This is a genomic window from Kitasatospora sp. NPDC059462 (genome assembly GCF_042749955.1).
GTDB lineage: Bacteria > Actinomycetota > Actinomycetes > Streptomycetales > Streptomycetaceae > Kitasatospora.
In genome coordinates, this window is record NZ_JBHYUU010000007.1 from 51,491 (window position 1) to 77,587 (window position 26,097).

A 26,097-nucleotide genomic window follows, 5' to 3' on the forward strand; every position below is an offset into this window, starting at 1 on the left:
GAGAACGGACCTCACGATGCCCTCCCGCCCCTTCGTCCTGCTGAGCGTCGCCACCTCCGTCGACGGCCACATCGACGACGCCTCGCCCGAGCGTCTTCTGCTGTCGAACGCCGAGGACTTCGATCGCGTCGACCAGGTCCGGGCCGAATCCGACGCCATCCTCATCGGCGGCAACACCCTCCGCAGCGACAACCCCCGCCTGCTCGTGAACAGCGAGAAGCGCCGGGCTGACCGGATCGCGGCCGGCAAGACCGAGTACCCGCTCAAGGTGACCATCTCCGCCAGCGGCGACCTGAGCCGCGACCTCAAGTTCTGGCACTTCGGCGACCAGAAGGTCGTCTACACCACCGACGCTGCAGCACCAAAGCTCCGCGACACCCTCGACGGCCTGGCCGACGTCGTCAGCACCGGCCCCACCGTCGACTTCGGCACGCTGCTCGACGACCTTGCCACCCGCGGCGTCGAGCGCCTCATGGTCGAGGGCGGCGGGCAGATCCACACCCAGTTCCTCTCCCAGGGGCTGGCAGACGAAATCCACCTCGCCATCGCTCCGCTGCTCGTCGGCGACGCCGCAGCACCCCGCTTCCTCCACCCGGCCGACTACCCGGGTGGCAGCGGCCGGCGGATGAAGCTTCTCGGGTCGGAGCAGCTCGGCGACGTGGTGGTGCTGCGATACGCGCCCAAAACCGAGGCCAGCTGATCCAGGTCGCCAGCCCGATGCCACCACATGCTGTCCAGCCCCGGAGCACTCATTGAGCGCAGGCACCGCTGTGGTCTGCAGGTTCGTCCGAACCCCGGCCGACGGGTAGCCTACGGGCAGGCCAGCAGCGATGCCAGGAGGACTGCACCGCATGACCGAGGACGGCACCGGGCTGGCGCCCGCGTGGGTGGCCCAGACCGTGGTGACTTATGACGAACTCTGCTTCGCGCAGGGCGCACTGTGGTGGCTGCAGTCCGATCCCGACCATGGTGGACGCCGGCGACTCATGCGCAGTTTCGCCGGCTCAACCCTGCCGGTAACTTCGCCGGAGTTCTCGGTCGGTGGTCAGCTTCACGCCTACGGCGGCGGTAGTTTCGTGGCAGCACCGGGCGGCGTGTGGTTCATCGACGACGGCTCCCTCTTCCACCTTCCTACTGGCGGAACTCCGGTGTGCGTCGCGACCGGCGACGATCAGGTGCAGTACGGGGATCTCGCGCTGTCCTGGGACGGACTTCCGCTGGCGGTCCGCGGTGGCGAGGCAGCCGACGAGATCGTTTCCGTATCCAGGACGGGGCACGTCGAGGTCTTGGTCCGCTCCTCGGGCTTCCTAGCCAGCCCGCGGCTTGCGCCGGGCACGCTGGCCTACTTGGAGTGGGGCCGCGATCAGATGCCGTGGGACAGCTCCCGGCTGTTGCTGACAACCGTCCGACATGACGCCGTAGAGCCGGGCGTGGTCATCGCCGGCGATGGGCAGGAGTCCGTGACGCAGCCATCGTGGGGGGCGGACGGCCGACTGCACTTCATGTCCGACCGAACGGGTTGGTGGAACCTGTACCGGTGGAGCGGCGTGGTGGAGGCCATCGCCTCGATCGACGCGGACTGCGCCCCTGCGCCGTGGGAGGGCGGGTACCAGTCGTACGGCTTCACGCCGCGCGGTGAGATCGTGCTGACCACAACGGACGGGATCGCCACCGAACTGCTGCTCGTCAATGGGCCTGACCAACGCCGGATAGCTTCGAACCTCACCTCGATAAAGCCCTATGTCGCCGCCACGGAAACCGCGGTGGCGGTGATTGGTTCCACCCCAACCAGTTCACCCTCGATCTGGTCGGTCGACCCCACGACCGGATCGAACGATCGTGCCCGCCTGGTGGTACCAGAGCCGTCGTCCCCATCACCCTGGACGGTTTCACCGCCCTCGGTGGAGACCGTGGAGACGATCAACGGGCCGCTGCGCTTCCTGCTCCACCGTCCGGACGACACCGGGGCGGTGCCGCTGATCGTCCGGGCTCATCCCGGGCCGACCGATGATGTCCCCCTGCGACTGGACTGGACGACGCAGTTCTTCATCAGTCACGGCTTTGCGGTCGCCGAAGTTCTGTACCGGGGCAGCACTGGACAGGGACGGGCCTTCCGGCAGTCGTTGCACGGCCATTGGGGTGAGTACGACGTCGATGACTGCGCCGCTGTCGGCGAGCATCTCCTCGCGGCCGGTGTTGCTCTGCGCGGAGCCCTGTTCATCAGCGGTGCCAGTGCCGGTGGGTACACCGCGCTCCAGGCCGCATGCCGCCCAGGTCCTTTCAGCGCGGCGACGGCCACGTCGGCGATCATCGACCCGGCCCGGTGGGAGAGGTCCGTGCCGCCCTTCCAGCGTCCGCATGCCGCGGTACTGCGCGGGCCTGCCGGTGCGGCGGTACCCGACCATGTCCGGGTTCCTGTTCTGGTGATCCACGGCACCGCCGACACGATCACCTCGGCTGACGACGCGAGGCGCTTTGCCAGCGTCCTGTCCGCTCGGGACCGAAACCACGAGAGCGTGTTCCTTACAGGTGGTGACCACTACCTGTCGGATCCCGCGTCACGGCAGCAGGCCCTCGGCGCCGAACTCGGTTTCTACCAGCGCATCATGCGCCGCGGGACAGGGTGATCGCGACGCGGTCGGCCTCGGGCAGCACCGCCCGTGTGAACTCTCGCAGGTTACGCACGGGCGCGTAGTCGGCGTGGGCCTGGAGATCGGCGAGAACGCCGGCCACACGGTCGATACACCGGCCGGAGCCGGTTCTGGCAGCGTACGTGACGGCTTCCCGGCCGACCGCGCACGCCTGGTCGAGGTCTCCGGTGCGCAGCCAGGTGGAGGCGAGCAGGGCGGCGTCGATGGCGAGCCGGCGGACCTTGTCCTTGCCGACTCCTTGGAGGGCGTCAGCCAGTTGGGTTCTTGCAGCCGGTGCGCGGCCGAGGTCGTGGAGGGAGTGTGCGATTTCGTCGGCGAGGTAGGCGTGGGTGAAGTACCGGATCCAGGCCGGTTCGTCCCCATCGGCGGTGTCGAGCAGTTCCTCGGCCTGCCGGATCAGCTGGGTCGCCTCTGCTTCGCGTTGCATGCGCGCGTTCGCGCGGGCGAGAACGGCGGTGATGGCTGCCCGGGTGGCGGGGCTGGCCGCGGTGCCGGCCGCGGCGCGGGCTGAGGAGGCCCAGCGCAGGGCGACTTCCGGCTGGCCGCAGTGCAAGGCGAGGTGTCCGAGATTCACGGCGACCAGGTAGGAGCCGTACGCCTGGTCGTTGGTGGCGGTGGTGAGGGCCAGGGCGCGCTGGTAGTACGCCTGAGCGTGGCCTGGGCTTCCGGTATCGACGGCTTGGTATCCGGCGAGTTCGCAGAATCCGGCGGTGAGCCTGGCCCGGTTGCGGGCGACCTCGTCATCGGCGGCAGGGCGGCGGAGCATCGCGGCGAGTTCGGTGTCGATGTAGTCGCGGACCTGTCGGGCATAGTGGCGGGCGCCGTGCGTGTGGTCGAGCTGGCGAAACATCCCGAGCATGCCCTCGGCGACACCGACCTCCTCTTCAGTGACCCACGGCGTGTCCCCGATCCCATGGCCGGCCGAGTTTGCTGCGGCCCAGTCGCCAACCAGCGTATCCACCTCGGCGAGTTGTACAGCATCACCGTTCGGCAGGCGATTGGGTCCTGCTTGGAGCGCTGCCTGGCCCGTGGGTGCGGGCAAGGACTCCACTGCCGTCTGCTCGCAGGTTAGCCGCAGCAGCCTGTCGAGTTCCACGGCCCCGATGTTCAGCAACTTCGCGAGCTTGGGGCGTTGCCAGGGCCGCGGCTCGGCCTTGCCCCGTTCCCAGCGCGCCACGGTGGTTCGCTCGACGTCCATCGCGGCGGCAAGTGTCTCCTGCGAGTGGCCCGCTGCCATTCGCTGCAGGGCAAGTGCGGTGCGCTTCTTGACCACCATGGCTGAATTCCAAACTTCGTCTACGCGCCAAAGGTCCAGCTCAGCAGGCACTTTGCCGCAGCAATGCGTCATCAGTGCGTCAAGTCTGCTCTGTTCTCGGGCGCTTCGTACTGCTTCTGTATCAATCGCCACCGGAGGTCGGGCATCCAGACATCAGCCCAGCCCTGACCTGCGCCCATTCGCAGCTGCGTGAAACCCGGTTGACCACGGTTCGATCTGCCGCCCCCGCTTTCGGGACCGACCAATCTGCCACGCGCAAGAGAGGGAGTATTCGGCCACCATGAACACCTCACGTCCGGCCCGGCCGGTGTACCACCCTGCCGGGTTCGACGAGGCGCTCCGGACCGCGGTGGACGACCTGCAGGCCGGACGCTGGCTGTCGACGCAGCGGCTTCTGGCCTCGACCCAGGATGTCGGCCTGCGGACCTCTCGTACGCAGGTGCTGGCGCTGGTCGCGGCCCGGTCGACGGTGCTCACCGACTGGGGGCGCGAGGAGCCGGACGACCCCGGGCTCGCCATCCTGCGCACCAGGGTGATGGTCGAGCACGCCCTGGCCGCAGCCGAGGCCGGCTCGCCGAAGGCCGAGCCCTTGGAGCAGGAGGCCCGCGAGTCGTGCCAAGCCGCCGCCGAGGCGGCGTGCTCGGACCCTGTTCCGTGGGTGTGCTTGCTCGCCTTGGCGGCACTGGACCGCGCCAAGAGCCGACCCGAGCACCAGAATCGCTCGTCGGACCCGATGCTGCCGCGCGGCCCGTGGGGGCTGCTCGACGAGGCGCTCACGCGCGATCCGGGCAACCGGGAGGCCCACCACCGCATGCTCCGCTACTGGCTCCGGGTCTACCGGCCGGCGGCTTCCGACTTCGTTCACCTCGCCATGTCGAAGGCTCCGGCCGGATCACCACTGGCGGTTTTGCCGCTGTACCTGTCGGTCGACCAGTACCGCACCGAGCCGAGGCGCACCGCGGTGGTGCTCCGGCAGTGGCTTCGGGAGCCCCACTTCTCCCGTGCTCGGCGCGCGTTCGAGAGCTGGTCCGTGGCGGTGCCGGGGTCGTGGCCGGTCGTCGACCTCAGCCATCTCGCCCACGCTCTGTGGGCGTCCGCCCAGATGGGCGCCGCCGTCCAGGTGTTCAGCGCGCTGGGCCAGTTCGCGTCCAAGGCGCCGTGGGCCCATGTCGCCGACTCCCCGGGCCAGGCGGAAGCCCTGCTGCTGACCGCCCGGGACCAGGCTCTTGCCGGCCGAGCGACCGCCTTGGCCTGAGCCCCGGCCACTCCCGTTCCCATCACCCGACTTTCCGCATGGAGGTTGTCCCGATGTCCCCCGCCCAGGCCGCACCACCGACCGACGAGGAACGCCTCCTCCAGCTCGGCTACCAGCCCAAACTGCGCCGCAGGATGGGCGAGTTCGGCAACTTTGCCAGCTCCTTCTCGGTCATCAGCATCCTGTCCGGCTGCATGACGATGCTCGCGTTCGGTCTGAACACCGGCGGACCGGCGGTGATCATCTGGGGCTGGATCGGCGTCGGCGGCCTGGTCATGTTCGTCGGCCTGGCCCTCGCCGAGGTGACCTCGGCCTACCCGACCAGCGGGGCGCTGTACTTCATGGCCCACCAGCTCGGCGGCCCCCGGTGGGGCTGGATGACCGGCTGGCTCAACCTGCTCGGCCTGGTCGGCGGCATCTGCGGCATCGACTACGGCGCCGCATCCTTCGTCGGCGCGTTCCTCAACATGCAGTTCGGGTACTCGCCGACGCCTGCCGGGCTGTTCGGGATCTTCGCCGCGATCCTGCTGCTCCACGCGGTGCTGAACCTGCGGGGCGTGCGGCTGGTGTCGGTGCTCAACGGCATCTCGGTGTGGTGGCACATCGGCGGCGTCGTGCTGATCGTCGGGGCGCTCGCGCTCGTGCCCGCCCAGCACCAGGGCGTCAGCTGGGTGGTCGGGCACTTCGTCAACAACACCGGTTGGAGCAACCCGATCTACGTGAGCGCGGTCGGGTTGCTGCTCGCCCAGTACACCTTCTCGGGCTACGACGCCTCCGCGCACATGAGCGAGGAGACCACCAAGGCGTCACTGTCGGCGCCCCGCGGGATCGTCCGCTCGATCTGGGTGAGCTGGATCGCCGGCGCCGTCCTGCTGGCCGGCATGCTGTTCGCCGTCCAGGACTACGACGGCGTCCTCAACTCGCCCACCGGCGTGCCGCCCGCGCAGATCTTCATCGACGCGCTCGGAACGACCGGGGCGAAGGCGCTCCTGGCCGTGGTGATCGTGGCACAGGTGTTCTGCGGCAACGCGGAGACGGCGGCGGCCTCGAGGATGGTGTTCGCGTTCTCCCGCGACGGCGCGCTCCCCGGCTCGGCTCTGTGGAGCCGGGTCTCCGAGCGCACCGGCACCCCGGTGGCTGGGGTGTGGCTGTCGCTCGGGGCCGCGCTGGTGCTCGCGCTGCCGTCCTTGTACAGCGCGACCGCGTACGGCGCGGTGACCGCGGTCAACGTGGTGGGAATGACGCCGGCGTACGCGGTGCCGATCTACCTCCGGCTGCGCAAGGGCCGCCGGTTCAAGCCCGGCCCGTGGAACCTGGGTCGCCGGGGTCCGGTGATCGGGTGGATCGCGGTCGGCTGGGTGGCCGTGGTGAGCGTGCTGGTGTGCCTGCCGCAGTCCTCGCCGGTGACGGTCGACACCTTCAACTACGCCCCCGTGGCGCTCGGGGTGGTGCTGCTGCTGGCCTGGGCGTGGTGGCTCAAGGCCGGGCGCGCCTACGCGCCGCCGGTCCAGCAGTCGGCCGAGCTGGTCGAGCTGACCAAGGAGGTCGTGTGACCAGCCGCCGACGCCCGGGCCGTACGGCCACGATGCGGGCCACCCGGTACCGCGCCGCCGGCAACTCGCTGGCGCCGGCCTCGCCCACCGGGCCGCTGCACCAGCTGGTGGACGCCTTCGGCATCACGACGGTGCTGCTCGCTGCCGTCGACGTTCAGGGCCGCCTCAAGGGCAAGGAGGTCGATGCGGCCTCGCTGGTGCAGCGGCTGCGCTCGGGTGGGCTCTCGCCGGAGATGTGCGGCTACGTGTTCGGTACCGACTTGGGGATGACGGCCGCGCGCAGCGGGTCGTTCTCGTGGGAGTCCGGGTTCGGGGATGTCGCGTTGCTGCCCGACACCCGGCACGCCCGCGTCCTGCCCTGGCTGCCGTCCACCGCCCTGGTGCTCGCGGAGCCGATCAGCGTGGGCCTGCCGCACCCTCTCGCCCCGAGCACCGTGCTCGACGAGCAGGAGCAGCGCCTGGCCGGTCTCGGGCTGACGGCGAAGGTGGGGGTGGAGACGGAGTTCGTCCTCTTCGAGGGCACCGCCCGGGACGCGTCGGCGGCCGGCTTCCGCGGACTTCGCCCCGCTGTCTGGGGCAACCGCGACTACGCCCTCGACCAGCCGCTGCCGGTGCGGGAGTTCAGCAGGCGTCTGCGGCAGGTCCTCGCCGGCGCCGGCCTTCCCGTCGAGGCCGTGAAAAGCGAGGGCGCGCCGGGCCAGGTCGAAGTCACCTTTCCCTACGGGCCGGTGACGGCGGCGTGCGAGCAGCACGTGCTGTTCAAGCACGCCGCGAAGTCGGTCGCGGACGAGCAGGGCATGACGGCGTCGTTCATGGCGGCCCTGCCGGGCGGGGTCGGCAGCGGCATGCACCTGCACGTCTCGCTGCACGACGTCGACGACCAGCCGGTCCTGCTGGCCGGCCCCGAGTTCGGCAGCGGCCTGTCGGAGCTGGGCGAGCAGGCAGTGGCCGGACTCCTGACGGCGTTTCCCGCCCTCGGCCCGCTGTGGGCGCCGTACGTGAACAGCTACAAGCGCCTGCGGGACCACTCCTTCGCCCCGACTCGCCTCAGCTGGGGACGGGACAACAGGTCGTGTGCGGTTCGGGTGGTCGGTCACGGCCGCAGCCTGCGGTTGGAGGTGCGGTTGCCCGGTGCCGATGCCAACCCCTACCTGGCGTCGGCGGCGGTCCTGGCGGGGATCCGGCACGGCATCGAGTCCGGACTCAAGCCCCCTGCCGCCACCCGCGGCGACGCCTACCTGGACCGCGAGGCCGAGCCCGTACCGCTGTCACTGGCCGAGGCCGTTTCCGCGTTCGAGACCAGCCCGCTGGCCGGCGAGCTGCTCGACGAGCACGTCGTCGCCCACCTGGCCGCCGTCGCACGCCTGGACCTGGACCACCACGCCGCCGCCGTGAGCGACGTCGAGCTGGAGCGCGGTCTCACCCAGGCATGAGCCCCGGGCCGGTCGCGGCGCCAAACCCCCGAGACCCGCGACCGGCCCGGTTCCAACCCCCACCTCTCTGTCCCCGACCCCGCTGAGGAAGCCCTTCCTATGGACACCACCACCCGCCCCCCAACTCGTACGGGCCCGCGACCCGCCGGAGCCGATCTGCTGACCCGAGCCCACCTCGTCGACGCCACCGCACCCGGCATGGAGGGCCTTGCACTGTGGCTGGCCACGCGCCAGCTCGACGTCACCGCGAGCATCACCCACGCCGAGCAGGACAGCCCGGCCGCCACCCGGCTTCGCACGGCCGGCGTGAAGGTCGCCGTAGGCTTCGACGCCGACCACGTCCAGGCCGACCGAAGCGCCGTGGTGTGGTCCGGCGCGACGACGGACCCGCTCCCGGAACTCGACCAGGCCCAGTTCCTGGGGCTGCCGGTGCTCACGCGCGCGCTCGCGCTCACCGCGCTGACCGGGGAACATGGCGAACCGCTGGTGGCCGTCTACGGCAGCCACGAAACCGCCACCGCGGCAGCGGCCCTGGCCGCGGTCCTCGACGACGGCCGCACGTCCTGGGTTCTCACCGCTGCGACCCAGGGCGGCGTTCCCGGACAGGGCATCCACGGCCAGCGCCTGGTCGTGGACCTGGGCCCGGACGCCGGCACGCACGAGGCCGCCTCCTGGAGCCGCCTCCCGCACGGCCCGCAGCCCGTCCGCAGGGCGACCCCGGCCGTGACGCTGATCACCGCCGCCGCGATGAACGCCCCGCACTTCACGGACACCATCGAGGCTCTGGACGCCGCCACCGCCCTCGCCCGCGCCTCCGCCACGGTGGTGCTGCCGCTGTGGGACAAGGGAGCCAAGATCGTGCACGAGCGCCTCAGCGACCGTCCCGGCCCCGCCGTGGTCACGGTCGGCCTGGAGGAGAGCGCCGACGTGTGGGTCCTCCCGCCCCGCTGGCTCGGCACCGAGTACCTCCTGACCCTCCACCACCGGGGTGAGCGGCACCAGTTCACCGTGCCGGTCGTCGGCCGTCACCACGCCCTGGCGGTGTGCGCAGCCATCGCCACCGCCCTCGTCGTCGGGGAGGACCCGCAGGCCGTCACTCAGCGCGCCGGCGGCTTCCGCGGGGCTGAGCGGTCGCTGGCTGTGCTCGGCACTCAGGCTGGCGTCACCGTCGTGGACTCCCGTGCCCGGCACCCGCGCGAGATCGAGCAGGATGTCACGGCCGCCAGGATGCTCACCGAGGGCTCGGTGGTCGTCGTCCTGGAACCGGACGGCATCGCCCGCACCAGCGCGCACGCCGCCGAAATCGGCGCCGCCCTCGGCGACGCCGATCACGCGGTGCTGCTGCCGGTCAGCACCCCGCTGACCGAGGCCCCCGGGCCCGACCCGCTGGAGGCCGTCGAGCAGGCCGCTCTTCACAAGCTCGGTCAGGGCACGGTCCACCTCATCCGCCTCGGGCAGGGCGAACCCGCCCCGGAGCAGCGGATCTTCGAGATGACCGCCGAGGGCGACCTCGTCCTGGTCGTCGGCACCGGCCAGGCCGAGCGGCTCGGTCCGAGGCTGCTGTTCCACCTCGCTGCCCCCGCCATGCCGATCCCGCAGCAGCTGTGACCCGCCCGCACCATCCCGCTGGAGACGACGCCGTGGCCATCGGCCCCTTGCCCGCCCTCACCGCCTCCGAGCGCCGGCTGATCGTCCTGGTCGCCGCCGGCGCCAGTCACGACCAGATCGCCGCCGACCCCGACACGAGGCTGCAACCGGCCGACGTCCGCAGCGCGATCGAGGCGCTGCTCGTCACCACTGGCACCCGCACCGTGCTGCACCTCGCCGCCTGGGCCACCGCCCACCGGATCGTCACCCAGCCGGTGCACCCCAGCGGAGCGCTGACCATCAACCCCCAGCTGGCTCCGCGGTTGTTGCAGATCCTGCGCGGCTGGGCGGGCGGGCGCAGCACGCCCGAGCTGACCGCCGACGTCGGCATCGCGCCGAGCACGATGCGCACCTACGCCAAGAGCCTGCTCAGCCAGTTGAACGTCGACTCCCAGCCGCAGGCCGTCGTCGTCGGCGTCCTCGCCCAGCTGGTCTGGCTGAACAGCATCGACCCCGCCTGGCCGGCCGGCCCGCTCGTTCCCACCGCAGAGCCGCAGGCGGTGGCCCCGTGAGCGCTCACCGAGGCATCGGGCGCATCGGGCTCGCTGCGCTCTGCTTCCTGCTCGGCGTTCTGGTCGGAGGCGGCGCCATCTATCTGCTGGATCACCGCGCCGCCTTCAGGCAGCCGCTCTATCTGGGCACCTTCGCCGTCGTCGCCCTGTGCACCCTCGGCGTGGCCGACCGCTTGGTGAGCCACCGCGCGCCGCCCCCGAAAGACCCGGATCGTCCGAGCGACCGCCGCCGGTCCGGCTGAAAGCACACCCGCAGTAACCCATGGCGGCCGTTCGGGCCAGGGCCGCACCCCTTCGACCTTAGAGAACAGATGATCATCCTCACCGTCCTCCACGGACCCACTCCCTCCGGCGGCGCCCGGTGAACCTTCGATACGTCGAGGCACCGCAGCCGTACGAGCGGGACGGCCGCCCGGCGGTGTTCCTCGCTGGGGCAACCGTTGGCTGCCCGGACTGGCAAAGTGAGGCGGTCCATCTGTTCACGACCGCCGGCTTCGACGGCACAGTGCTCAACCCCCGACCGTCACGCAACCCGGCCACCGACCCCTACCTCGCGTGGCAGCCGTTCGGCTGGCAGGACCGCAACATCCGGCGCACCGACGTCGTCCTGTTCTGGAACCCGATCGGCCACGTGCGCGTGCACGACTGCTACGAGGCCGGCCTGTTCTCCCCGTACGGCGGGACGGTGGTCGTCGGCTGCGACCCGGCCGACCCCGTCCAGCGCGCCAACCGCGTGCTACTCGCCAACCTCATGCCGTGGCTGCCGGTAGCCGACACGCTCGCCGACACCGTCGCCGCCGCCCTCGCCGCGCTCGCGACCCCTGCCCCCGCACCTCGCTGACCACCCACCCACCCGCCCATGTCAGGACCCCATGCACACCCTCACCACCCCTTCCTGGATCGAGGACCACGCCCTCCTCGGCAACACCGCGTCCGCCGCCCTGCTCCGGCCGGACGGCTCCATCAACTGGGCCTGCCTGCCCGGCTTCGACTCGCCGGCGGTGTTCGCCTCGCTGCTCGGCGCCGCCGACCACGGCCTGTGGCGCGTCGGCCCGGCCGTCTACAACGGCGCGCCGCCCCCCGAGGCCGACCGCCGCCACTACGCGGGCAACTCCCTGGTCCTGCGCCAGGAGTGGGACACGCCCACCGGTACGGTCGCGGTCACCGACTTCATGCCGGCGCCCACCGTCAGCGACCACGCGGAGCCGAGGATCTTCCGGATCGTCGAAGGCGTCAGCGGCGCGGTCCGCGTCGCCAGCGTCTTCCGCCCCCGCCCCAACTACGGCGCCACCAGGCCGCACATCGAGCGGATCACCCGCGGAGCCTCGCGGCTGTGGGTGGCCGCCCACCCGGACTCGTACTGGCTCGACGGCCCCCAGCACACCGCCAACGGGCGGGGCGTGTGCCGGGCCGACTTCACCGTCCACGCCGGTCAGATCGTCGTACTCACCCTCACTTGGGCTCCCTCTCACCGTCCCGCGCCCGAGCCGCCCGACGCCTTCTCCGAGCTCGACGCCACCGCGGAGTTCTGGGAGCAATGGGCAGCCGGCTGCACCTACCGCGGCCCCTATCGCGAGGCCGTGGTGCGCTCCGCCCTCACCCTCAAGGCACTCTGCCACCCGGGCGGAGGTGTCGTCGCCGCGCCCACCACCTCCCTGCCCGAGCAACTCGGCGGCGAACGGAACTGGGACTACCGGTACGTCTGGCTGCGCGACAGCGCGCTGACCATCGCCGCACTGCTGCGACTCGGCTTCCTCGAGGAGGCCCGCCAGTGGCGCAACTGGCTGGTCGACACCGTCAACCCCGAGCACCTCCAGCCGATCTACCGCGTCAACGGCGACGCCGACCTCGACGAGGAGGTCCTGGACCACCTTTCCGGCTACGACGGCTCCCGGCCGGTGCGCATCGGCAACGGAGCCGCCGGCCAGCTCCAGCTCGACGTCTACGGCGAACTCGCCGACACCCTGCTGCTCGCCGAGGACGCCGGCCTCCCCCCGTCCCCGCAGTGCGATGCCCTACTCCTGGCGCTTGCCGAACAGCTGGATCAGCGCTGGCGCGAGCCGGACGAGGGCATCTGGGAAATCCGCGGCCCGGCACGGCACTTCACCCACTCCAAGGTCATGTGCTGGGTCGCCGTGGACCGGACTCTGCGGCTGCTGGAACGCCGGAGCGCCACCGACCCTGCCGTCCTCGTCCGCCTCGCCCGTCTGCGCGAGGAGATCCACACCGACGTCTGCACGCGCGGCTTCAACTCCGAGACCGGCACCTTCACCCAGTCCTACGGCAGCCGGGCCCTCGACGCCTCCCTGCTGCTCCTGCCCCTGGTCGGCTTCCTGCCGCCGGACGACAAGCGCGTCATCCGCACCGTCGAAGCCATCCAGCGCGAACTCACCGAGCACGGGCTGGTGCTGCGCTACGCCACCCGCGAGGATGCTGGCGGCAACGTGGACGGGCTCGCCGGCCACGAGGGCGCCTTCCTCGCCTGCTCGTTCTGGCTGGCCGAGAGTCTTGCTGCCATCGGCCGGCACGCCGAAGCCCGCGAGCTGTTCGACTGGCTGCTCGGCCTGCGCAGCGATCTCGGGCTCCTCGCCGAGGAGTACGACCCCCTCGCCCGGCGGCAGCTCGGGAACTACCCGCAGGGGTTCTCCCACTGGAGCCTGGCGGACGCGGCCGTCCGCCTGGCCAGTCGGCCGCAACCCCGGCGCCCGGCGCTGCCCGGGCCGCGCGCCGTCGTCGACCAGGCGCTTCCCGCCGCCGTGGTGGCGTAGTGGGCGACAGCGAGGTCCGCAACACCGTCACCGGGTCGAAGGTGAATGTAGCTGTCCAGGCCGCCAGCATCACCGGCGGTGTGCACCTTCATCCGGGCCCGGCGCCGCGACCGGTGCCGCGACAACTCGCCTCAGTTCCACCCGTGTTCACCGACAGGGAGGAGGTGCTGCGCGCGCTGGACGGCGTCCTCGGCCGCGCAGTCGTCGAGACAGCGCCCGTCGTCGTGGTCACCGGCCCGGAAGGAGTCGGCAAGCGCTCCCTCGCCGCGAAGTGGGGGCACCGGAATGCAGCCCGCTACCCGGACGGGCAGCTGGTGGCTCGGTTGAGCACCGCCACGCCCGGCGTTCCGGCCTCGACCGCCGAGACCGTACGGTCGCTGCTGCGCTCGCTCGGGCTGGGCGAACACGTCCCCCTTCCCTGGGCTGAGCAGGACCTGCTCGGGATGTGGCGCAGCGAGACCGCCGGGCGGCGGCTGCTCGTGCTGCTGGAGGACGCGGCCTGCGCCGAGCAGGTGGTGCCGCTGGTGCCGGCGGAGCCCGACTGCCTGGTGGTCGTCACCAGTTGCTCGCCGATTCCCGCGCTTGCCGCCCGTGGCGCGCACCACCACCACCTCGGCCCGCTCGCACCCACTCACGCCGTCCAGCTGCTCGGCCGCATCCTCGGCGAGGACCGGGTGCGGGCGGAGCCGGACGCCGCCGAGGCCCTCGCTCGGGCCTGCGACGGTATGCCGCTGGCCCTGGGCTTGGCCGCCGGCGAAGCCGTCCTCACCCCGGATCGCCCGCTCGCCTCCCACCCGGTGCTCACCGCCGCGCCCGAACTGGACAGTGTTCCGATGACCATCGCCGTCGCCTGCGCGGCGCTGCCCGACAGCGAAGCACGCCTTCTCCGGCTCGCCACCTTGATCCCCGCACCCGACTTCGACCCCCTCACGGTGGCCGCTGCCACCGCCACCCCCGCCGCCCACACCCGGCAGTTGCTCGAAGAACTCGCAGCCCGGCACCTGCTGGAGCACGCCGGCCACCAGCCTGTGCGCGGCGAGGTCTACCGCATCCGTCCCGGCGTCCGGGAGCTCTTCCGAAGCGCGGACGACACACGCCTGCTCATCGTGCAGCGCTGCCTCGACTACCTGATCGCCACCGCCCAGGAGACCGTCCAACGCCTCACCCCGCATCACCGCGTCCTGCCGCGCCAGCACCGCCACCATCCCGCCGAACCGGTGCGTATCACCGACGACCGCCCCGCGCTCGACTGGCTGGAGGCCATCGCCCCCACCATCCCGTCGGCCCTCGCCGCTGCCCGTGAACTCGGCGAGCACCAGGCCCTGGTCGTCCTGGTCCACGACCTGTGGCCCCTGTTCCACCGCCTGCGGCGCACGGACCTGAGCATCGCCTTCCACGAGCTGGGCCTGGCCTCCGCCCGGATCTGGGGCCACCGCATGGCCATCCGGGAGATGACCACCACCCTGGCCATCTCACACAAGCGCGTCGGCGAGCACGAGGAAGCCCGCCGGTTCTACCGAGAAGCCCTCGACCTCGCAATCGAGGACCACGACCCCCACGGCATCGCCCAGTGCACCGCCGGAATCGGCGCCACGCTCTACGAAACCGGGCAGTACGCCGCCGCCGAACCCGAACTCACCCGCGCCACCGAGCTCTACGCCGACCTCGGCGACCGCCGCGGTGCCGGCCTCGCCAAGACCCTCCTCGGCTCCGCCGCCGCCCGCCAGGGCAACACCGACCTCGGCATCCCGCTGCTGCGGCAGGCCATCGCCGACCTCGGCTCGCTCACCCCGCCCGACCCGCTGAACGTGGCCCGGACGAAGGTCTTCCTCGGCGAGGCGCAGTCCCTGGCCGGCGAGTACGGCCTCGCCGTCACCACCATCAGCGAGGCCCACCGGGAGTTCACGGACTTCGGCCACCTCCACTGGACGGCCTACGCCACCGAATTCCTCGGGCAGGCCGCCGAACGCTCCGGCCTTCCGGACGCCGCCTGCGACTGGTACACCGCGAGCCTCCGGCAGTACGAAAACCTCGGAAGCACCCGCGACACCGAGCGCCTCCGGAGCCGGATCACCGCCCTGGCGCAGACGTGAACGCCCGCCTCCCGCCGAGCACGGCGCGATTGTCAGTACCCCGTGGCACACTGCCCTGTTCGACCCGCAACCACCGCACCAGTATGACGAGTTGGGGCCGTTCACCGGATCGTGTGGCTTCTGCCGCGACACGCCGACGCGGCCCCGCCGGGCCGCCTACGGTGGGACACCTGCCCACGCACTCACGTACGACAAACGATCACCAGTTTGATCGCAGCTTTGCCATGCCCTGAACCGGCCGCGCTCCCCCGCGCCGGTTCCCCCACCCTCTGGGAAGGAGACGTCGTGCCGCACACCGTTGGTGTCGGAGTGCACCTGGTCCTGATCGAGAACGGCCGGGTGCTGCTCGGACAGCGCGCCAACACCACCTACGCCGAAGGGCACTGGCACGCCCCGGCCGGCCACCTCGAAGCGGAAGAGTCCGTCCTGGCCGGCATGGCCCGCGAGGCCGAGGAGGAACTCGGCATCACCATCCGGGAGGAGGACCTCAACCTGGTCCACACCCTCCACCACCTCGACGCCGACGACGGCGCCGGACGCCTCCAGCTGTTCTTCACCCCGCGCTCGTACACCGGCAAGATCACCAACCGCGAACCGGACAAGTGCACCGCCCTTCGCTTCTGGCCGCTGGACAGGCTTCCGGAGCCGATCGTCGGCTACACCGCCGACGCGCTCGCGCAGATCACCGCCGGCCGCCCGCTGTCCGTCGTCGGATGGCCGGCGTGAGCACCACGAGCCACCCGGTGGCCGGGGCGCCTGCGGGGAGCACGGAGACCCGGCTCGTGGTCGTCCGCGGAAACTCGGCCTCGGGCAAGTCGTCGGTGGCGGCGGGCATCCGGGGCCGGTTCGGCCGGGGCCTGGCCGTGGTCGCGCAGGACAACCTGCGCCGCATCGTGCTGCGCGAGCGGGACCGGCCCGGCGGCGCGAACATCGGCCTGATCGACACCGTGGCACGGTACGCGCTGGGCGCCGGCTACCACGTCGTCATCGAGGGCATCCTGTACGCCGATCACTACGGCGAGATGCTCACGCGCCTGGTGGGCGACCACCGAGGCGTCACCCGCTGCTACTACCTCGACATCCCCATCGACGAGACGCTGGTCCGTCACGCCTCGAAGGCCGATCGCGAGTACCTGACGGCCGTCACCGAGCGTGAACTGCGCGACTGGTACCGCAAGCACGACGTCCTTCCCGGCGGGATCGAGACCGTCATCGGCAGCGACAGCACCCTCCACGACACGGTCGAGCGCATCATGCGCGATACCGCGCTCTCGGAGTTGTCCCCGCGCGACACCTAGAAGCAGTCGCCCGACTGCCGTGTCGGCGCCACTGCCCCCCTCCCACTCCAACCAGGAGCACCCCTGATGCACGAGACGAGCAGGCTGTCGGTCGGCGTCATCGCCCACGACCTGAACACCGACCGGATCGCCACCGTCCACTACGCCCAGCGCAGTTGGACCCCGGGCCCCGCGTGGACAATCCCGGGTGGAAAGGTCGACCCCGGGGAGGAGATCCCCGACGCCGCCGCCCGGGAACTGCGTGAGGAAGCCGGGCTCATCGCCAAGCCGTCCGACCTGCGCCTGGTGCACACCATCCAGGCCAAGGAGGGTTGGGACGGGCTCGGCGGCTTCGTGCTGTTCGTGTTCGCCACCAGCGAGTTCACAGGCGAGCTGGTCAACGTCGAGCCGGACAAGCACCTGGAGGTGCGCTGGCACCCCGCCGCCGCCGTCCTGCCAAGCCCGATGTTCCCGACCTCCAAGGCCGCGGTGGAGGCGTACCTGGCCGGCGGCCCCGCGTTCTCCACCCACGGATTCGATCCCGCCTCCGGACAACGGCAGCTCGTCGAGACGTGACCGGCGCCCTTCGGCACCATGCCGGGCGAGTGCGCCCGCCCGGCATGGTGCCGGCCAGGTCGGCCCTGCCCGGCCTGCCCGGCCACCCCCAGCCGCAGGAGGACCCGACCTGTGGTGAGCGGCCCGGCCCGAATCGAAAACGTGGTCTTCGGGGTCTTCGACCCGGGCTCGCCAAGAACCGCCGGGAACCTCCCGGCGCTTGGATGCGAAATCGAACAGGGAGCAGGATCAACCCCCATGGAAGAGCTGTTGCAAGTCGCCAACTTGGTTGCTAATAAGCTGAATTCGCGCTTCAAGGACGATCCCGAAAAGCTCCGGATGCTGCAAGGGCTCAAGGTCCAGGAGGAGGCCGGCGAACTCGCCCAGGCCGTCATCGGAGCGCTCGGACTCAATCCGAACAAGGGCCACTCCCACACCTGGGACCACGTGCGCGCCGAGGCGTGCGATACCGCCCTCACCGCGCTCGTCACGCTCTGCATGCTCGGGGGCGACCCCGAATGGTTCCTCACCAAGCACCTGCGCACCATCCGCACCAAGGCCGAGGGCTGGGAGGGCACCGCTTGAGCACCACGCAGCAGCTCGACTTCACGGCCGAGGACGAGGCCGAGATGATGGAGTACCGGCCGCCCGAGAGCGACGCCGAACTCATCTCCGGCCGCAAGGCCAGCGTGCTGGCCACCGCCCGCGCCCTGCCCCGCCTGGTCCTCCTCGCGCTGCGCCTCGGCCGCCAGGCCGACCCGGGCTCCCTCACGATCATGCTGGTGTGCGCGGTCGTCGCCTCGACGGCGAGCGCCTTTGGCCTGCTGGCCACCACCGGCATGATCACCCACCTGCTGGCCGGCACCGGTTCGATCAGCCAGCGCCTGTCCGACTCCCTGCCCTCGATCATCGTGCTGGCCGCGATGGCCGCGACCGGCTCGCTGCTGGACATCGTCGGCGGCTGGGTGTCCGATCGGCTCGGCCCCAAGATCAACCGCCTGGCCGAGATGGAGCTGATCGAGGCCGCGACGCGCGCCGAGCTGGCCGCCTACGACGACCCGAAGTTCCACGCCGCCTGGGACGCCGGGGACCGGGGCGCGGTCTCCACCCGCGACCTTGTCTCCCAGGTCCGCGACCTGATCACCCACGTCGCCTCGCTGGCCGCCGCCGCAGTGGTGATCGCCACGATCCACCCCCTGCTGCTGCCCCTGCTCGTCCTGGCCGTCCTGCCCCAGGCGCTGGCCCGCACGGCCGCCGCGACCTCCCTGCACCGCGCGATGCTCGCCATCTACGGACCGCTGCGCGCCGCGGCCGTCCTGCGCTGGTACCTGTGCGACCGCCGCTCGGCCGCCGAGGTCCGCTCCAACACCTTCGTCCCATTCCTGCTGCGCCACCACGCCCGCGCGGTGAAGAAGATCAGCGCCACCACCGACGAGGCCGCCGGCCGCTCCGCCCGCCTGAACCTGTACGGGTCGGTGGTGTCCGGCATCGGCGCCGCTCTGGTGTGGGGTGGGCTGGCCTGGCTCCTGGCCACCGGCCGCGTCTCCCTCGCCTCCGCCGGAACCGCCGTCATCGCCCTGCGGGCGGCCTCGGCGAGCCTGCGCAATGCGGCGAGCTACGCGGCTGCCGTCCACCGCACCGGCTTGTGGGTCGGCGACTGGTCGCGCTTCATCGAGCTGGCCTGCGCCCAGCGCCGAAACCGCGGCACCCAGGCCCCGCCGGAGGAGACCGCCGTGATCGAGGCCCGGGGCGTCACCTACGCCTACCCCGGCTCCGACAAGCAGGCCCTGCGCGGCGTGGACTTCCGCGTCAGGCGCGGCGAGATCGTCGCCGTGGTCGGGGTGAACGGTGCCGCGAAGTCCACCCTGATGCGGCTGCTGTGCGGCCTGACGCTGCCCGCAGACGGCGCGGTGACGTGGGACGGGCGCGACACCCGCGACATGGACCCGGACCTGCTGTGGGGGCACACCGCGTTCGTCCAGCAGGACTTCTCTCACTGGCCGCTCACCGCCAGGCAGAACATCACGCTCGGCCAGCCCACCAGCCGGGGCGACGCCGCGGTGATGGAGGCTGCCGCAGCCACCGGCGCCGACGAGGTGATCGCCGAACTTGACCGGGGCCTCGACACCCTCGTGTCGCGGGACTTCTGGGGCGGCACCGACCTGTCCGAAGGCCAGTGGCAGCGCATGGTCACCGCCGCCGCGTTCCACCGGCAGTCCGACCTGCTCATCCTGGACGAGCCGACCAGCGCCATGGACCCGAGGGCCGAACACCGGATCTTCAACGGCCTGGCCGGCATCGCCAAGGACCGCGCCACCGTGCTGGTCACCCACAACCTGGAGAACACCCGGGTCGCGCACCGCATCGTCGTCCTGGACCACGGGCGCGTCATCCAGGAAGGCAGCTTCGACCAACTCGCCTCCACGCCAGGCATGTTCGCCGACCTCCGGGCGCTGCAGCACGACCGCAGCGGCGTGCCAGCGCAGAGGACGCCACTGACCGACACCCCTGAGACGACCAGCAAGGAGCAGACCGCGTGAGCGACCAGCAGACCGCCTCCCGGCCCAGCACCGCCGAGGAGCTTCGCCACCAGCTCGCTGATCGACTGCTCGCTGACCAGAAGATCCGCACCAGCGCGGTGGAGACGGCGATGCGCACCGTGCCACGCGAGCTGTTCGTCCCCGGCGTCCCCCTCGCCACCGCCTACGCCGACGACACCGTGTCCATCAAGACCGACGAGGCCGGGACGTCGATCAGCGCGGCGTCCCAACCGCGGATCGTGGCCCTGATGCTGGAACAGCTCCAGGTCGAACCCGGCCACCGGGTCCTGGAACTCGGCGCTGGCACCGGCTACAACGCGGCCCTGCTGGCCCACCTGGCTGGACCGGCCGGACGGGTCGTCACCATCGACGTCGATGACGACCTGGTTCGCGGTGCCCGCGCCAACCTCGCTCGGGCGGGCATCGGCGGTGTGGACGTCGTCCTCGGCGACGGCAGGCTCGGCCATCCCAGCGAGGCGCCGTTCGACCGGATCACCGCCACCGTCGGCGCCTTCGAAGTCCCCCGGGCCTGGCTGGACCAGCTCCACCCCGCCGGCCGTCTCCTCGTCCCGGTGCGCCTGGCCGGGGCGGTGTCGCGGACCGTCCCCTTCGCCAGCGACGGCCACGGCGGCTGGATCGGCGACGGCAGCGAGATGGCGGGCTTCATGCCGCTGCGCGACCCCGGCACCACCCCGGCCGGGCCCGGCGCCATCGACCTGACCGGCACCGGCTCAGCCACCCTCCATCCCAACCGGGACAACCTCCACGCCACCGACCCGGCCGCCCTGAGCGAGGTCCTGAACACCCGGCACACCACCGTGCCTACCGGGGTGTTCGTCGGCCGCCGGGAGTCGTTCGAGCAGCTGTATCTGTGGCTCGCCTGCCGACTGCCCAACCCGCCGATGTGGCTGCGGTCCTCCGGGGACGCGGTTCCGGGCCTGCCCGCCCAGACGATGGCCACCACCGCAGGCGGCTCCCTCGCTCACCTTGGCTACCACCTCACCGAGGACGGCGGCGACCTGTTCGAACTCGACTTCCATGGTTACGGCCCCGGTGGCGCCGACCTCGCTGCCCAGCTCGCCGCCGAAGCCGCACTGTGGGACCGCCGCTTCCGCAACCACCCCGCCGTCATCGCGATCCCGGCGACGCCGCCGTCTGCCGACCCGGACCGGGGCCGCTTCGTCCTGGCCCGCCCCACCACCCCGATGACCGTCACCTGGAACACCGAGGACCCCCGTTGAACGAGCAGCGCAGGACGATCGCCGTGCTCGGCGAGATGGCCGAACTCGGACCAGATGCCGTCGAAGGGCACCGCGCTGTCGGACGGGAGGCAGGTGAACTCGGCGTGGACCTGGTCGTCGCTGTCGGCGGCGCGCTGGCCGAGCAACTGGCGCTCGCAGCCGGTGCGGCGGGCGTGGAGACCGTCGCGATCGTGCGCGACAACGCCACCGCCGCCGCCTGGCTCCAGAGCGAGGTGCGCTCCGGCGACGTCGTCCTGGTGAAGGGCTCGCGCTCCGGGATGCTCTGGCAGGTCGCCGAGACCCTGGCCGGGCAGCAGGTCACAGCCTGGGGCGACTGGAACCGTGTGAAGGAGGAGACCACCGCATGATCTCGTACAAGTTGCTCGCCGAACAGGCCCTGGCCGAGGGCGTCCAGAAGGTCGCGGCCGGAACGGTCGTCCGCGACCAGCAGGGCCGCGTCCTGATGCTGCGCCGCAAGCAGGACGACGTGCTGCCCGGCCTGTGGGACTACCCGGCCGGCGGACTGAACGACGGCGAGGACCCCCGGGACGGTGCGATCCGGGAGCTGGCCGAGGAGACCGGCATCCACTGCCCCGACATCGAGTACGTGCGGGCCCTGGACTTCATCAACACCCGAGGCCGCCTGACCCGTCAGTTCGTCTTCACCTGCACCGTCCCGGACGAGACCGCGGTGACCCTCTCCGAGCACGACGCCTTCGGCTGGTTCCGCCCGGACGAGCTACCGCCGACCAGCGACGGCTACCGCGAGGTGATCGGCTGGCTCACCCACCGCCTCGCCGCCGGATGGAAGCCCGCCAGCCGGTATCTGGCCACGATCGACCGGCCGATGACGTGGGCCTGCTTCCTGGTGCGCGACCACGAGGGCCGCGTCCTCGGGATGCGCAACTCCGTGGACACCGAACGCTGGGACTGGCCCGGCGGGAACTCCGAGCCCGGCGAGTCGCCGTTCGACACCGCTCTGCGCGAGGCCCGCGAGGAGATCGGCCTCGACCTGCTCGCGGAGAACCCGGACCCGGTCGGCCGGCAGCGGCTGATCGCCGTCATCCACCAGCAGGCCGACCACGTCCGTCCCGTGCCGTCGATCGGCTGGGTCTTCGACGGCGGCACGCTCACCGAGGAGCAGCAGGCCCGCATCGTCCTCGACCCGGCCGAGCACTGCGAGTTCCGCTTCGAGACGGACTACAACTGGCGCCACTTCCTGACTCCGAAGGAGTACCGGCAAGACCTCCAGGTGCTGCGCGCCGCCCGCTCCGGCCGGGTGCTCTACATCGAGCGTCCGACCCCGGAGCACCAGGACTTCGAGGGCATCGTGGTGTTCGTCACCACCCCGGACGGCGAGCTGCTGGTGCACCACCGGGACGAGAAGGAGGGCATCGCCTGGCCGGGATTCCGAACCCCGATCGGCGGGTGGCGTGAGCACGATGAGACGCCGTCCGAGACCGCGACCCGGGAGGTGTTCGAGGAAGCCGGGATCACCATCACCGACGTCCGGGAGCTGCCCGGCCCCCGCCACGAGCGCGTCTCGGCGATGACCCGCGTCCTGCACGCGGTGTACACCGGCCCGAAGGACGCGATCCGGCTCGGCGACGAAGGCCAGGGCATCGCCTGGGTGCCCTTCGCCGAAGTCGCCGCGCTCCAGACCCCGCCGTACGTCGCCCACTACCTCGACCTGATCGGAGCCTGACCATGTCCGACTTCTACTGCGAGCAGGTGCTCAACGGCCTCACGTCGGTGGACACCGTCCAGGAGACGGACTTGGTCCTGGCCTACCACCACACCAAGCCCAGCTACCCGGTTCACATCGTGGTGATCCCCAAGCAGCACATCCCCTCGCTCGAAGACCTGGGCGACGGCGGCGAGGAGCTGCTGACCGAGGTGATGCGGGTTGTCCGGGAGGTGGCCGCCCTGGTCCGGGCCGAGCACGGCGCCGCGTGCGTCGTGACGAACCTCGGCGACTACCAGGAGTCCAAGCACCTCCACGTGCATGTCCTCTACCGGGGCGACAAGCCCGAGGGCCTGGCCTGAACCCGGCTGCGCCAACGAACAGGAGATCGTCCACGATGCCGCAGTGGATTCCCCCCGCCGACTACCTGAAGACGATGCCGCAGGCGCGGCCGAACGCACCGCCCGCGCCCGCTACCTCGGGCAGGACGGCCGGACTTACCACGTCCTGCTCGGAGAGCAGGCCCTGCTGACTGGCATCGGCGGCGCCGAGGTGATGCGCGCCCAGCTGCAGCACCTGCTGGGCGTCCTCGACGTGCCGGGCCTGCAGCTGGGGATCATCCCGTCCCGAGCCCGCCTGCACGTCTACCCCGGCGACGGCTTCGGCATCCACGACGGCACCCGCGTGGAGGTGGAGGGCTACCGCGGATGCGAGACCATCACCGACCCCAAGCGCGTCGGCCTCTTCCACCGGGCGTTCAGGCTGCTCCAGGAGTCCGCCGTCTACGGGCAGGACGCCCGCGCCCTGATCACCGAGGCTCTGCACGGCTGGTAATCCCCACCTGGCCTCGTCCGTCGAGGACCTCGGGCTGCCGGCCCGCCGGCTCTGCCATGCCACAGCACTGACATTCGTCCGAACCTGTCCAAATCAGACCGGAGTTCTTCATGAAGACCAATCCCAGCGCCGGTTCTCGTACGGCCCTGGTGGGCGGCTCCACTGTCCGTATCGGCGAACTCGCCGGGCCCGCTCGCCCCAGCGAGGACCGGGTGTTCACCACGGACCGTGCCGTGATCGTCCTGGACGGTGTCTCCACCGTCACCGACGACCAGCCCCGCGGCGGCTGGTACGCCGACACCCTGGGCTCGTCCATCGCCGAACTCCTCACCCGCGATCCCGACGTGGACCTGCGCCAGGTGCTCGCCACCGCGATCGACATCGTGGCCACCAGCCACGCGCTCGTCCCCGGCTCGGCCCCGGCCGCCACCGTGGCGATCGTGCGGCGGCGGGCGGACCAGATCGAGGCGGCGGTCCTCGGCGACAGCCCCGTCATCGCCATCCGCCGCGACGGCACGCTGCACGAGGTGCGCGACGACCGACTCGCCCTTCTCGTGGCCGCTCAACCGCAGGCCTGTGAGTACCGCGACCTCCTGCGCGCCGGCCACGGCTTCGGCGAGCGCCACCGCCACATCCTTCAGGAGCTACGCGACTTCCAGAACGGCGTGGTCAACCGCCCCGGCGGATACTGGATCGCCGAGGCCGTGCCCGAGGCGGGCCTCAACGCGGTCACCGCGTCGTGGCCGGCCGACGACCTGGCCGAGATCGTGATCGCCACCGATGGCATCTCCGCCGGCGTCGAGGACTACGGGCTGTACTCGTGGCCGGCACTCGCCCACGCGTGCCGGGAGGACGGGCCGCACACGGTCGCCGACGCCATCGACCTCGCCGAACACGAGGACCCCTCCGGGCAGGTCTGGCCCCGCTACAAGGTCGGCGACGACAAGGCCCTGGTCTGGTGGCCGCTCGCCGGCACCGCTGCGGCCGACACCAGCCTGGGGCGGAAGTCGGCGACCACCAGGGTGCGGGACGCCGACTGGCTGATCACCCTCGCGAACCTCAACGCCTACAAGCTGCACCCCCGAGACCTCGGCACCAAGGGTTGGGAGGCTCGGGTCACCGCGATCCGCGAGGTCGCCCCGGACATCCTGTGCCTGCAGGAAGTCCTCGTCGACGAGGACGCACCCGAGGACGCCGACGAACAGGGGATCGTCGACGAGGCGAAGCGGCACCGCCGCTGGGACGCGCAGGCCGCCACCGTCATCGAGCGCCTGGCCCACGAGTGCGGACTCACCGCCACCACCGTGCGCTCTGACGGCAGCCCCGGACCGGTCGCGATGGCCCGCAACGGCGACCGCCCCTGGTTCACCGCGGTGCTGTGGCGCCCGGAGACGATTACCCCGGTACCCGGCGGATTCCGACCGTACGGGTCGCCCGACTACTGGCACGGCTGCACCACGATCCAGCTCGACATCGGCGCGCAGGATCCGCTGCTCGTCGTCAGCTACCACGGCGACCCGTTCCGGCCGGACTTCCGGGCCGACGAGGCCCGGCGTCTCAAGGGTGCCTTCCGCCGTACCGGCGGTGCCAAGCCCGGCGTCGCCCTGGGCGACTTCAACTCGATCTCCGCTGCCAGCATCACCGTCGACGGCCAGGAACGGCCCTACGACGAAGAGCCCTACCGCGACCAGCACCACGACGACCTCGAGTACCAGTGCGTCCCCGAGACGATCGGCGACACCAACCTCGCCGACCGCCGGCCCACCGCCATGCTGCTGCGCCGAGGCTTCATGGTCGACGCCGCCGCGCACCTCGGCGCGCCGTGGGAGCCGACGGTGGGTCACTGGGAAGACGGCACGGGCGACCCGGACCCGTGGGGACCGCGCCGCATCGACCTCGCCCTCGCGACCCGCCCCGTGGCTCCGGCGCTGGTCGGCTACCGCACCCACCGAAGCCCCGCCGCCGAGGCGGCCTCCGATCACCTCCTGATCGCGGTCGACATAGACCCGTCCAAGATTCACCACGAGGCCAAGGGGGCTTAGCCGTGCGCAAGTTCATGTCGCCCAGCAGACTGTGGGGCCGCCCGGACGGGCCGGACGAGGACTGGGTCCGACCGCATGTCCTGTGGCTGCCGCAGGACCAGCCGCAGGTCTGCGCCTACTTCGCCAAGGTGCGGGAGATCACCTCCCGGTACCCGGACGTGATCTCCTCGATCGCCGAGGAAGACCTCCACATGACCGTCCAGAAGATCAACCCGCAGGCCGCGGACGGCTCGCGCGTCGACGACGCGATGCTCGAGGTTGCGGCGGTCGCGGTCCAGCGTGAACTGGCCGCTCTGGAACCGTTCACCGTCGAGATCGGTCCGGCCCGGGCGTCCGGCTCCGCCGGGATCGTCGAGGTCTGGCCCGAGCGGGGACCGGCGGAGCTCTACCAGCGCGTGCGCGCCGGGCTGACCACGGCCGGCCTCGGCCTCCCTCCTGCCGAGGAGTTCTTCTGGTGCCACATGTCCTGCGGCTACGGCGTGCAGGACACCGACACCCCGGAGCTGGCCGCCCGTTCCGACCGGCTCGCCTCCGACCTCGGCCGCGGCATACGGCCGGGCATCCGCACCAGCGCCACCATCTCCAGCGTGTGGCTGGCGTGGGAGCGCCAGGTCCACGGCCGAAACACCTACGCGTTCGAGCGCGTCCACCAGCTGCACCTCGGCCAGTACCACCAGCCGCAACCGCCCACACTGCACGGCGCCAACGCCGGCATCTACGCGACGGAGAAGTGATC

General features: G+C 71.4%; 24 protein-coding genes. 23 read left to right on the forward strand and 1 reads right to left on the reverse strand.

All coding sequences use genetic code 11. The features are described from left to right. Positions 1-16: 16 nt before the first annotated feature. Both ACFXAM_RS03655 and ACFXAM_RS03660 read left to right on the forward strand, forming a co-directional pair. Positions 17-700, forward strand: coding sequence for a RibD family protein (locus tag ACFXAM_RS03655; RefSeq protein ID WP_380287356.1), 684 nt, complete (start codon positions 17-19; stop codon positions 698-700). A gap of 151 nt (positions 701-851) precedes the next feature. Beyond that, positions 852-2,627, forward strand: a complete 1,776-nt coding sequence (locus ACFXAM_RS03660; RefSeq protein WP_380287357.1) for an alpha/beta hydrolase family protein — start codon at positions 852-854, stop codon at positions 2,625-2,627. Here ACFXAM_RS03660 and ACFXAM_RS03665 read toward each other — a convergent pair. Then, a complete protein-coding gene (locus ACFXAM_RS03665; RefSeq protein ID WP_380287358.1) occupies positions 2,605-3,927 on the reverse strand; it encodes a helix-turn-helix domain-containing protein in 1,323 nt (440 codons plus the stop codon). The genes ACFXAM_RS03660 and ACFXAM_RS03665 overlap by 23 nt on opposite strands. A gap of 280 nt (positions 3,928-4,207) precedes the next feature. On the opposite strand from ACFXAM_RS03665, the gene ACFXAM_RS03670 reads away from it, so the two are divergent. The 21 genes from ACFXAM_RS03670 (at position 4,208) to ACFXAM_RS03770 (ending at position 26,095) form a co-directional block, all read left to right on the forward strand. Continuing rightward, positions 4,208-5,182 (forward strand): hypothetical protein, encoded by a 975-nt coding sequence (locus tag ACFXAM_RS03670; RefSeq protein WP_380287359.1) that lies wholly within the window; start codon positions 4,208-4,210, stop codon positions 5,180-5,182. A 38-nt stretch (positions 5,183-5,220) separates the two neighbouring features. Next, positions 5,221-6,735 carry an amino acid permease gene (locus tag ACFXAM_RS03675; RefSeq protein WP_380287360.1) on the forward strand — a complete coding sequence of 505 codons (1,515 nt, stop codon included), beginning with the start codon at positions 5,221-5,223 and terminating at the stop codon, positions 6,733-6,735. After that, positions 6,732-8,168 carry a glutamine synthetase family protein gene (locus tag ACFXAM_RS03680; RefSeq protein ID WP_380287361.1) on the forward strand — a complete coding sequence of 479 codons (1,437 nt, stop codon included), beginning with the start codon at positions 6,732-6,734 and terminating at the stop codon, positions 8,166-8,168. The genes ACFXAM_RS03675 and ACFXAM_RS03680 overlap by 4 nt, the downstream gene beginning before the upstream one ends. 99 nt (positions 8,169-8,267) lie before the next feature. Further along, a complete protein-coding gene (locus ACFXAM_RS03685; protein ID WP_380287362.1) occupies positions 8,268-9,776 on the forward strand; it encodes a glutamate ligase domain-containing protein in 1,509 nt (502 codons plus the stop codon). 32 nt (positions 9,777-9,808) lie between these two features. Continuing rightward, positions 9,809-10,327 (forward strand): LuxR C-terminal-related transcriptional regulator, encoded by a 519-nt coding sequence (locus ACFXAM_RS03690; RefSeq protein ID WP_380287363.1) that lies wholly within the window; start codon positions 9,809-9,811, stop codon positions 10,325-10,327. Then, positions 10,324-10,569: a hypothetical protein gene (locus ACFXAM_RS03695; RefSeq protein ID WP_380287364.1), complete on the forward strand. Its 246-nt coding sequence runs from the start codon at positions 10,324-10,326 to the stop codon at positions 10,567-10,569. Before ACFXAM_RS03690 ends, ACFXAM_RS03695 begins: the two co-directional genes overlap by 4 nt. Positions 10,570-10,688: 119 nt before the next feature. Further along, positions 10,689-11,168: a hypothetical protein gene (locus tag ACFXAM_RS03700; protein WP_380287365.1), complete on the forward strand. Its 480-nt coding sequence runs from the start codon at positions 10,689-10,691 to the stop codon at positions 11,166-11,168. 31 nt (positions 11,169-11,199) lie between these two features. Beyond that, positions 11,200-13,095: a glycoside hydrolase family 15 protein gene (locus ACFXAM_RS03705; protein ID WP_380287366.1), complete on the forward strand. Its 1,896-nt coding sequence runs from the start codon at positions 11,200-11,202 to the stop codon at positions 13,093-13,095. A 143-nt stretch (positions 13,096-13,238) separates the two neighbouring features. Next, entirely contained in the window at positions 13,239-15,188 is a 1,950-nt protein-coding gene (locus ACFXAM_RS03710; protein ID WP_380287367.1) for a tetratricopeptide repeat protein, read from the forward strand. A 285-nt stretch (positions 15,189-15,473) separates the two neighbouring features. Then, entirely contained in the window at positions 15,474-15,914 is a 441-nt protein-coding gene (locus ACFXAM_RS03715; protein WP_380287368.1) for an NUDIX domain-containing protein, read from the forward strand. Continuing rightward, positions 15,911-16,486 (forward strand): AAA family ATPase, encoded by a 576-nt coding sequence (locus ACFXAM_RS03720; protein WP_380287369.1) that lies wholly within the window; start codon positions 15,911-15,913, stop codon positions 16,484-16,486. Before ACFXAM_RS03715 ends, ACFXAM_RS03720 begins: the two co-directional genes overlap by 4 nt. A 66-nt stretch (positions 16,487-16,552) precedes the next feature. Further along, positions 16,553-17,041, forward strand: coding sequence for an NUDIX domain-containing protein (locus tag ACFXAM_RS03725; RefSeq protein WP_380287370.1), 489 nt, complete (start codon positions 16,553-16,555; stop codon positions 17,039-17,041). Between the two features lie 237 nt (positions 17,042-17,278). Continuing rightward, a complete protein-coding gene (locus ACFXAM_RS03730; protein WP_380287371.1) occupies positions 17,279-17,605 on the forward strand; it encodes a MazG-like family protein in 327 nt (108 codons plus the stop codon). Then, a complete protein-coding gene (locus ACFXAM_RS03735) occupies positions 17,602-19,560 on the forward strand; it encodes an ATP-binding cassette domain-containing protein (protein ID WP_380287372.1) in 1,959 nt (652 codons plus the stop codon). Before ACFXAM_RS03730 ends, ACFXAM_RS03735 begins: the two co-directional genes overlap by 4 nt. After that, the gene (gene fxlM / locus ACFXAM_RS03740; RefSeq protein WP_380287373.1) at positions 19,557-20,801 is read left to right on the forward strand and encodes a methyltransferase, FxLD system; all 1,245 of its coding nucleotides are present in this window, start codon (positions 19,557-19,559) and stop codon (positions 20,799-20,801) included. The genes ACFXAM_RS03735 and fxlM overlap by 4 nt, the downstream gene beginning before the upstream one ends. Continuing rightward, entirely contained in the window at positions 20,798-21,169 is a 372-nt protein-coding gene (locus ACFXAM_RS03745) for a glutamate ligase domain-containing protein (RefSeq protein WP_380287374.1), read from the forward strand. The genes fxlM and ACFXAM_RS03745 overlap by 4 nt, the downstream gene beginning before the upstream one ends. Further along, positions 21,166-22,506, forward strand: coding sequence for an NUDIX domain-containing protein (locus tag ACFXAM_RS03750; protein WP_380287375.1), 1,341 nt, complete (start codon positions 21,166-21,168; stop codon positions 22,504-22,506). The genes ACFXAM_RS03745 and ACFXAM_RS03750 overlap by 4 nt, the downstream gene beginning before the upstream one ends. A 2-nt stretch (positions 22,507-22,508) precedes the next feature. Beyond that, entirely contained in the window at positions 22,509-22,847 is a 339-nt protein-coding gene (locus ACFXAM_RS03755; RefSeq protein ID WP_380287376.1) for an HIT domain-containing protein, read from the forward strand. 43 nt (positions 22,848-22,890) lie between these two features. Beyond that, positions 22,891-23,319: a Scr1 family TA system antitoxin-like transcriptional regulator gene (locus ACFXAM_RS03760; protein WP_380287377.1), complete on the forward strand. Its 429-nt coding sequence runs from the start codon at positions 22,891-22,893 to the stop codon at positions 23,317-23,319. A gap of 110 nt (positions 23,320-23,429) precedes the next feature. Further along, positions 23,430-25,361: an endonuclease/exonuclease/phosphatase family protein gene (locus ACFXAM_RS03765; RefSeq protein WP_380287378.1), complete on the forward strand. Its 1,932-nt coding sequence runs from the start codon at positions 23,430-23,432 to the stop codon at positions 25,359-25,361. Between the two features lie 2 nt (positions 25,362-25,363). Further along, a complete protein-coding gene (locus ACFXAM_RS03770; RefSeq protein WP_380287379.1) occupies positions 25,364-26,095 on the forward strand; it encodes a hypothetical protein in 732 nt (243 codons plus the stop codon). Positions 26,096-26,097: the final 2 nt, after the last annotated feature.

Excerpts from the sequence above, each read along its gene's own strand:
- ACFXAM_RS03730 (WP_380287371.1), top strand. The coding sequence starts at position 17,279 with ATGGAAGAGCTGTTGCAAGTCGCCAACTTGGTTGCTAATAAGCTGAAT.
- ACFXAM_RS03755 (WP_380287376.1), top strand. The coding sequence starts at position 22,509 with ATGTCCGACTTCTACTGCGAGCAGGTGCTCAACGGCCTCACGTCGGTG.
- ACFXAM_RS03765 (WP_380287378.1), top strand. The coding sequence starts at position 23,430 with ATGAAGACCAATCCCAGCGCCGGTTCTCGTACGGCCCTGGTGGGCGGC.
- ACFXAM_RS03675 (WP_380287360.1), top strand. The coding sequence starts at position 5,221 with ATGGAGGTTGTCCCGATGTCCCCCGCCCAGGCCGCACCACCGACCGAC.
- ACFXAM_RS03750 (WP_380287375.1), top strand. The coding sequence starts at position 21,166 with ATGATCTCGTACAAGTTGCTCGCCGAACAGGCCCTGGCCGAGGGCGTC.
- ACFXAM_RS03655 (WP_380287356.1), top strand. The coding sequence starts at position 17 with ATGCCCTCCCGCCCCTTCGTCCTGCTGAGCGTCGCCACCTCCGTCGAC.
- ACFXAM_RS03685 (WP_380287362.1), top strand. The coding sequence starts at position 8,268 with ATGGACACCACCACCCGCCCCCCAACTCGTACGGGCCCGCGACCCGCC.
- ACFXAM_RS03705 (WP_380287366.1), top strand. The coding sequence starts at position 11,200 with ATGCACACCCTCACCACCCCTTCCTGGATCGAGGACCACGCCCTCCTC.
- ACFXAM_RS03665 (WP_380287358.1), bottom strand. The coding sequence starts at position 3,927 with ATGGTGGTCAAGAAGCGCACCGCACTTGCCCTGCAGCGAATGGCAGCG.
- ACFXAM_RS03660 (WP_380287357.1), top strand. The coding sequence starts at position 852 with ATGACCGAGGACGGCACCGGGCTGGCGCCCGCGTGGGTGGCCCAGACC.
- ACFXAM_RS03670 (WP_380287359.1), top strand. The coding sequence starts at position 4,208 with ATGAACACCTCACGTCCGGCCCGGCCGGTGTACCACCCTGCCGGGTTC.
- ACFXAM_RS03725 (WP_380287370.1), top strand. The coding sequence starts at position 16,553 with ATGCACGAGACGAGCAGGCTGTCGGTCGGCGTCATCGCCCACGACCTG.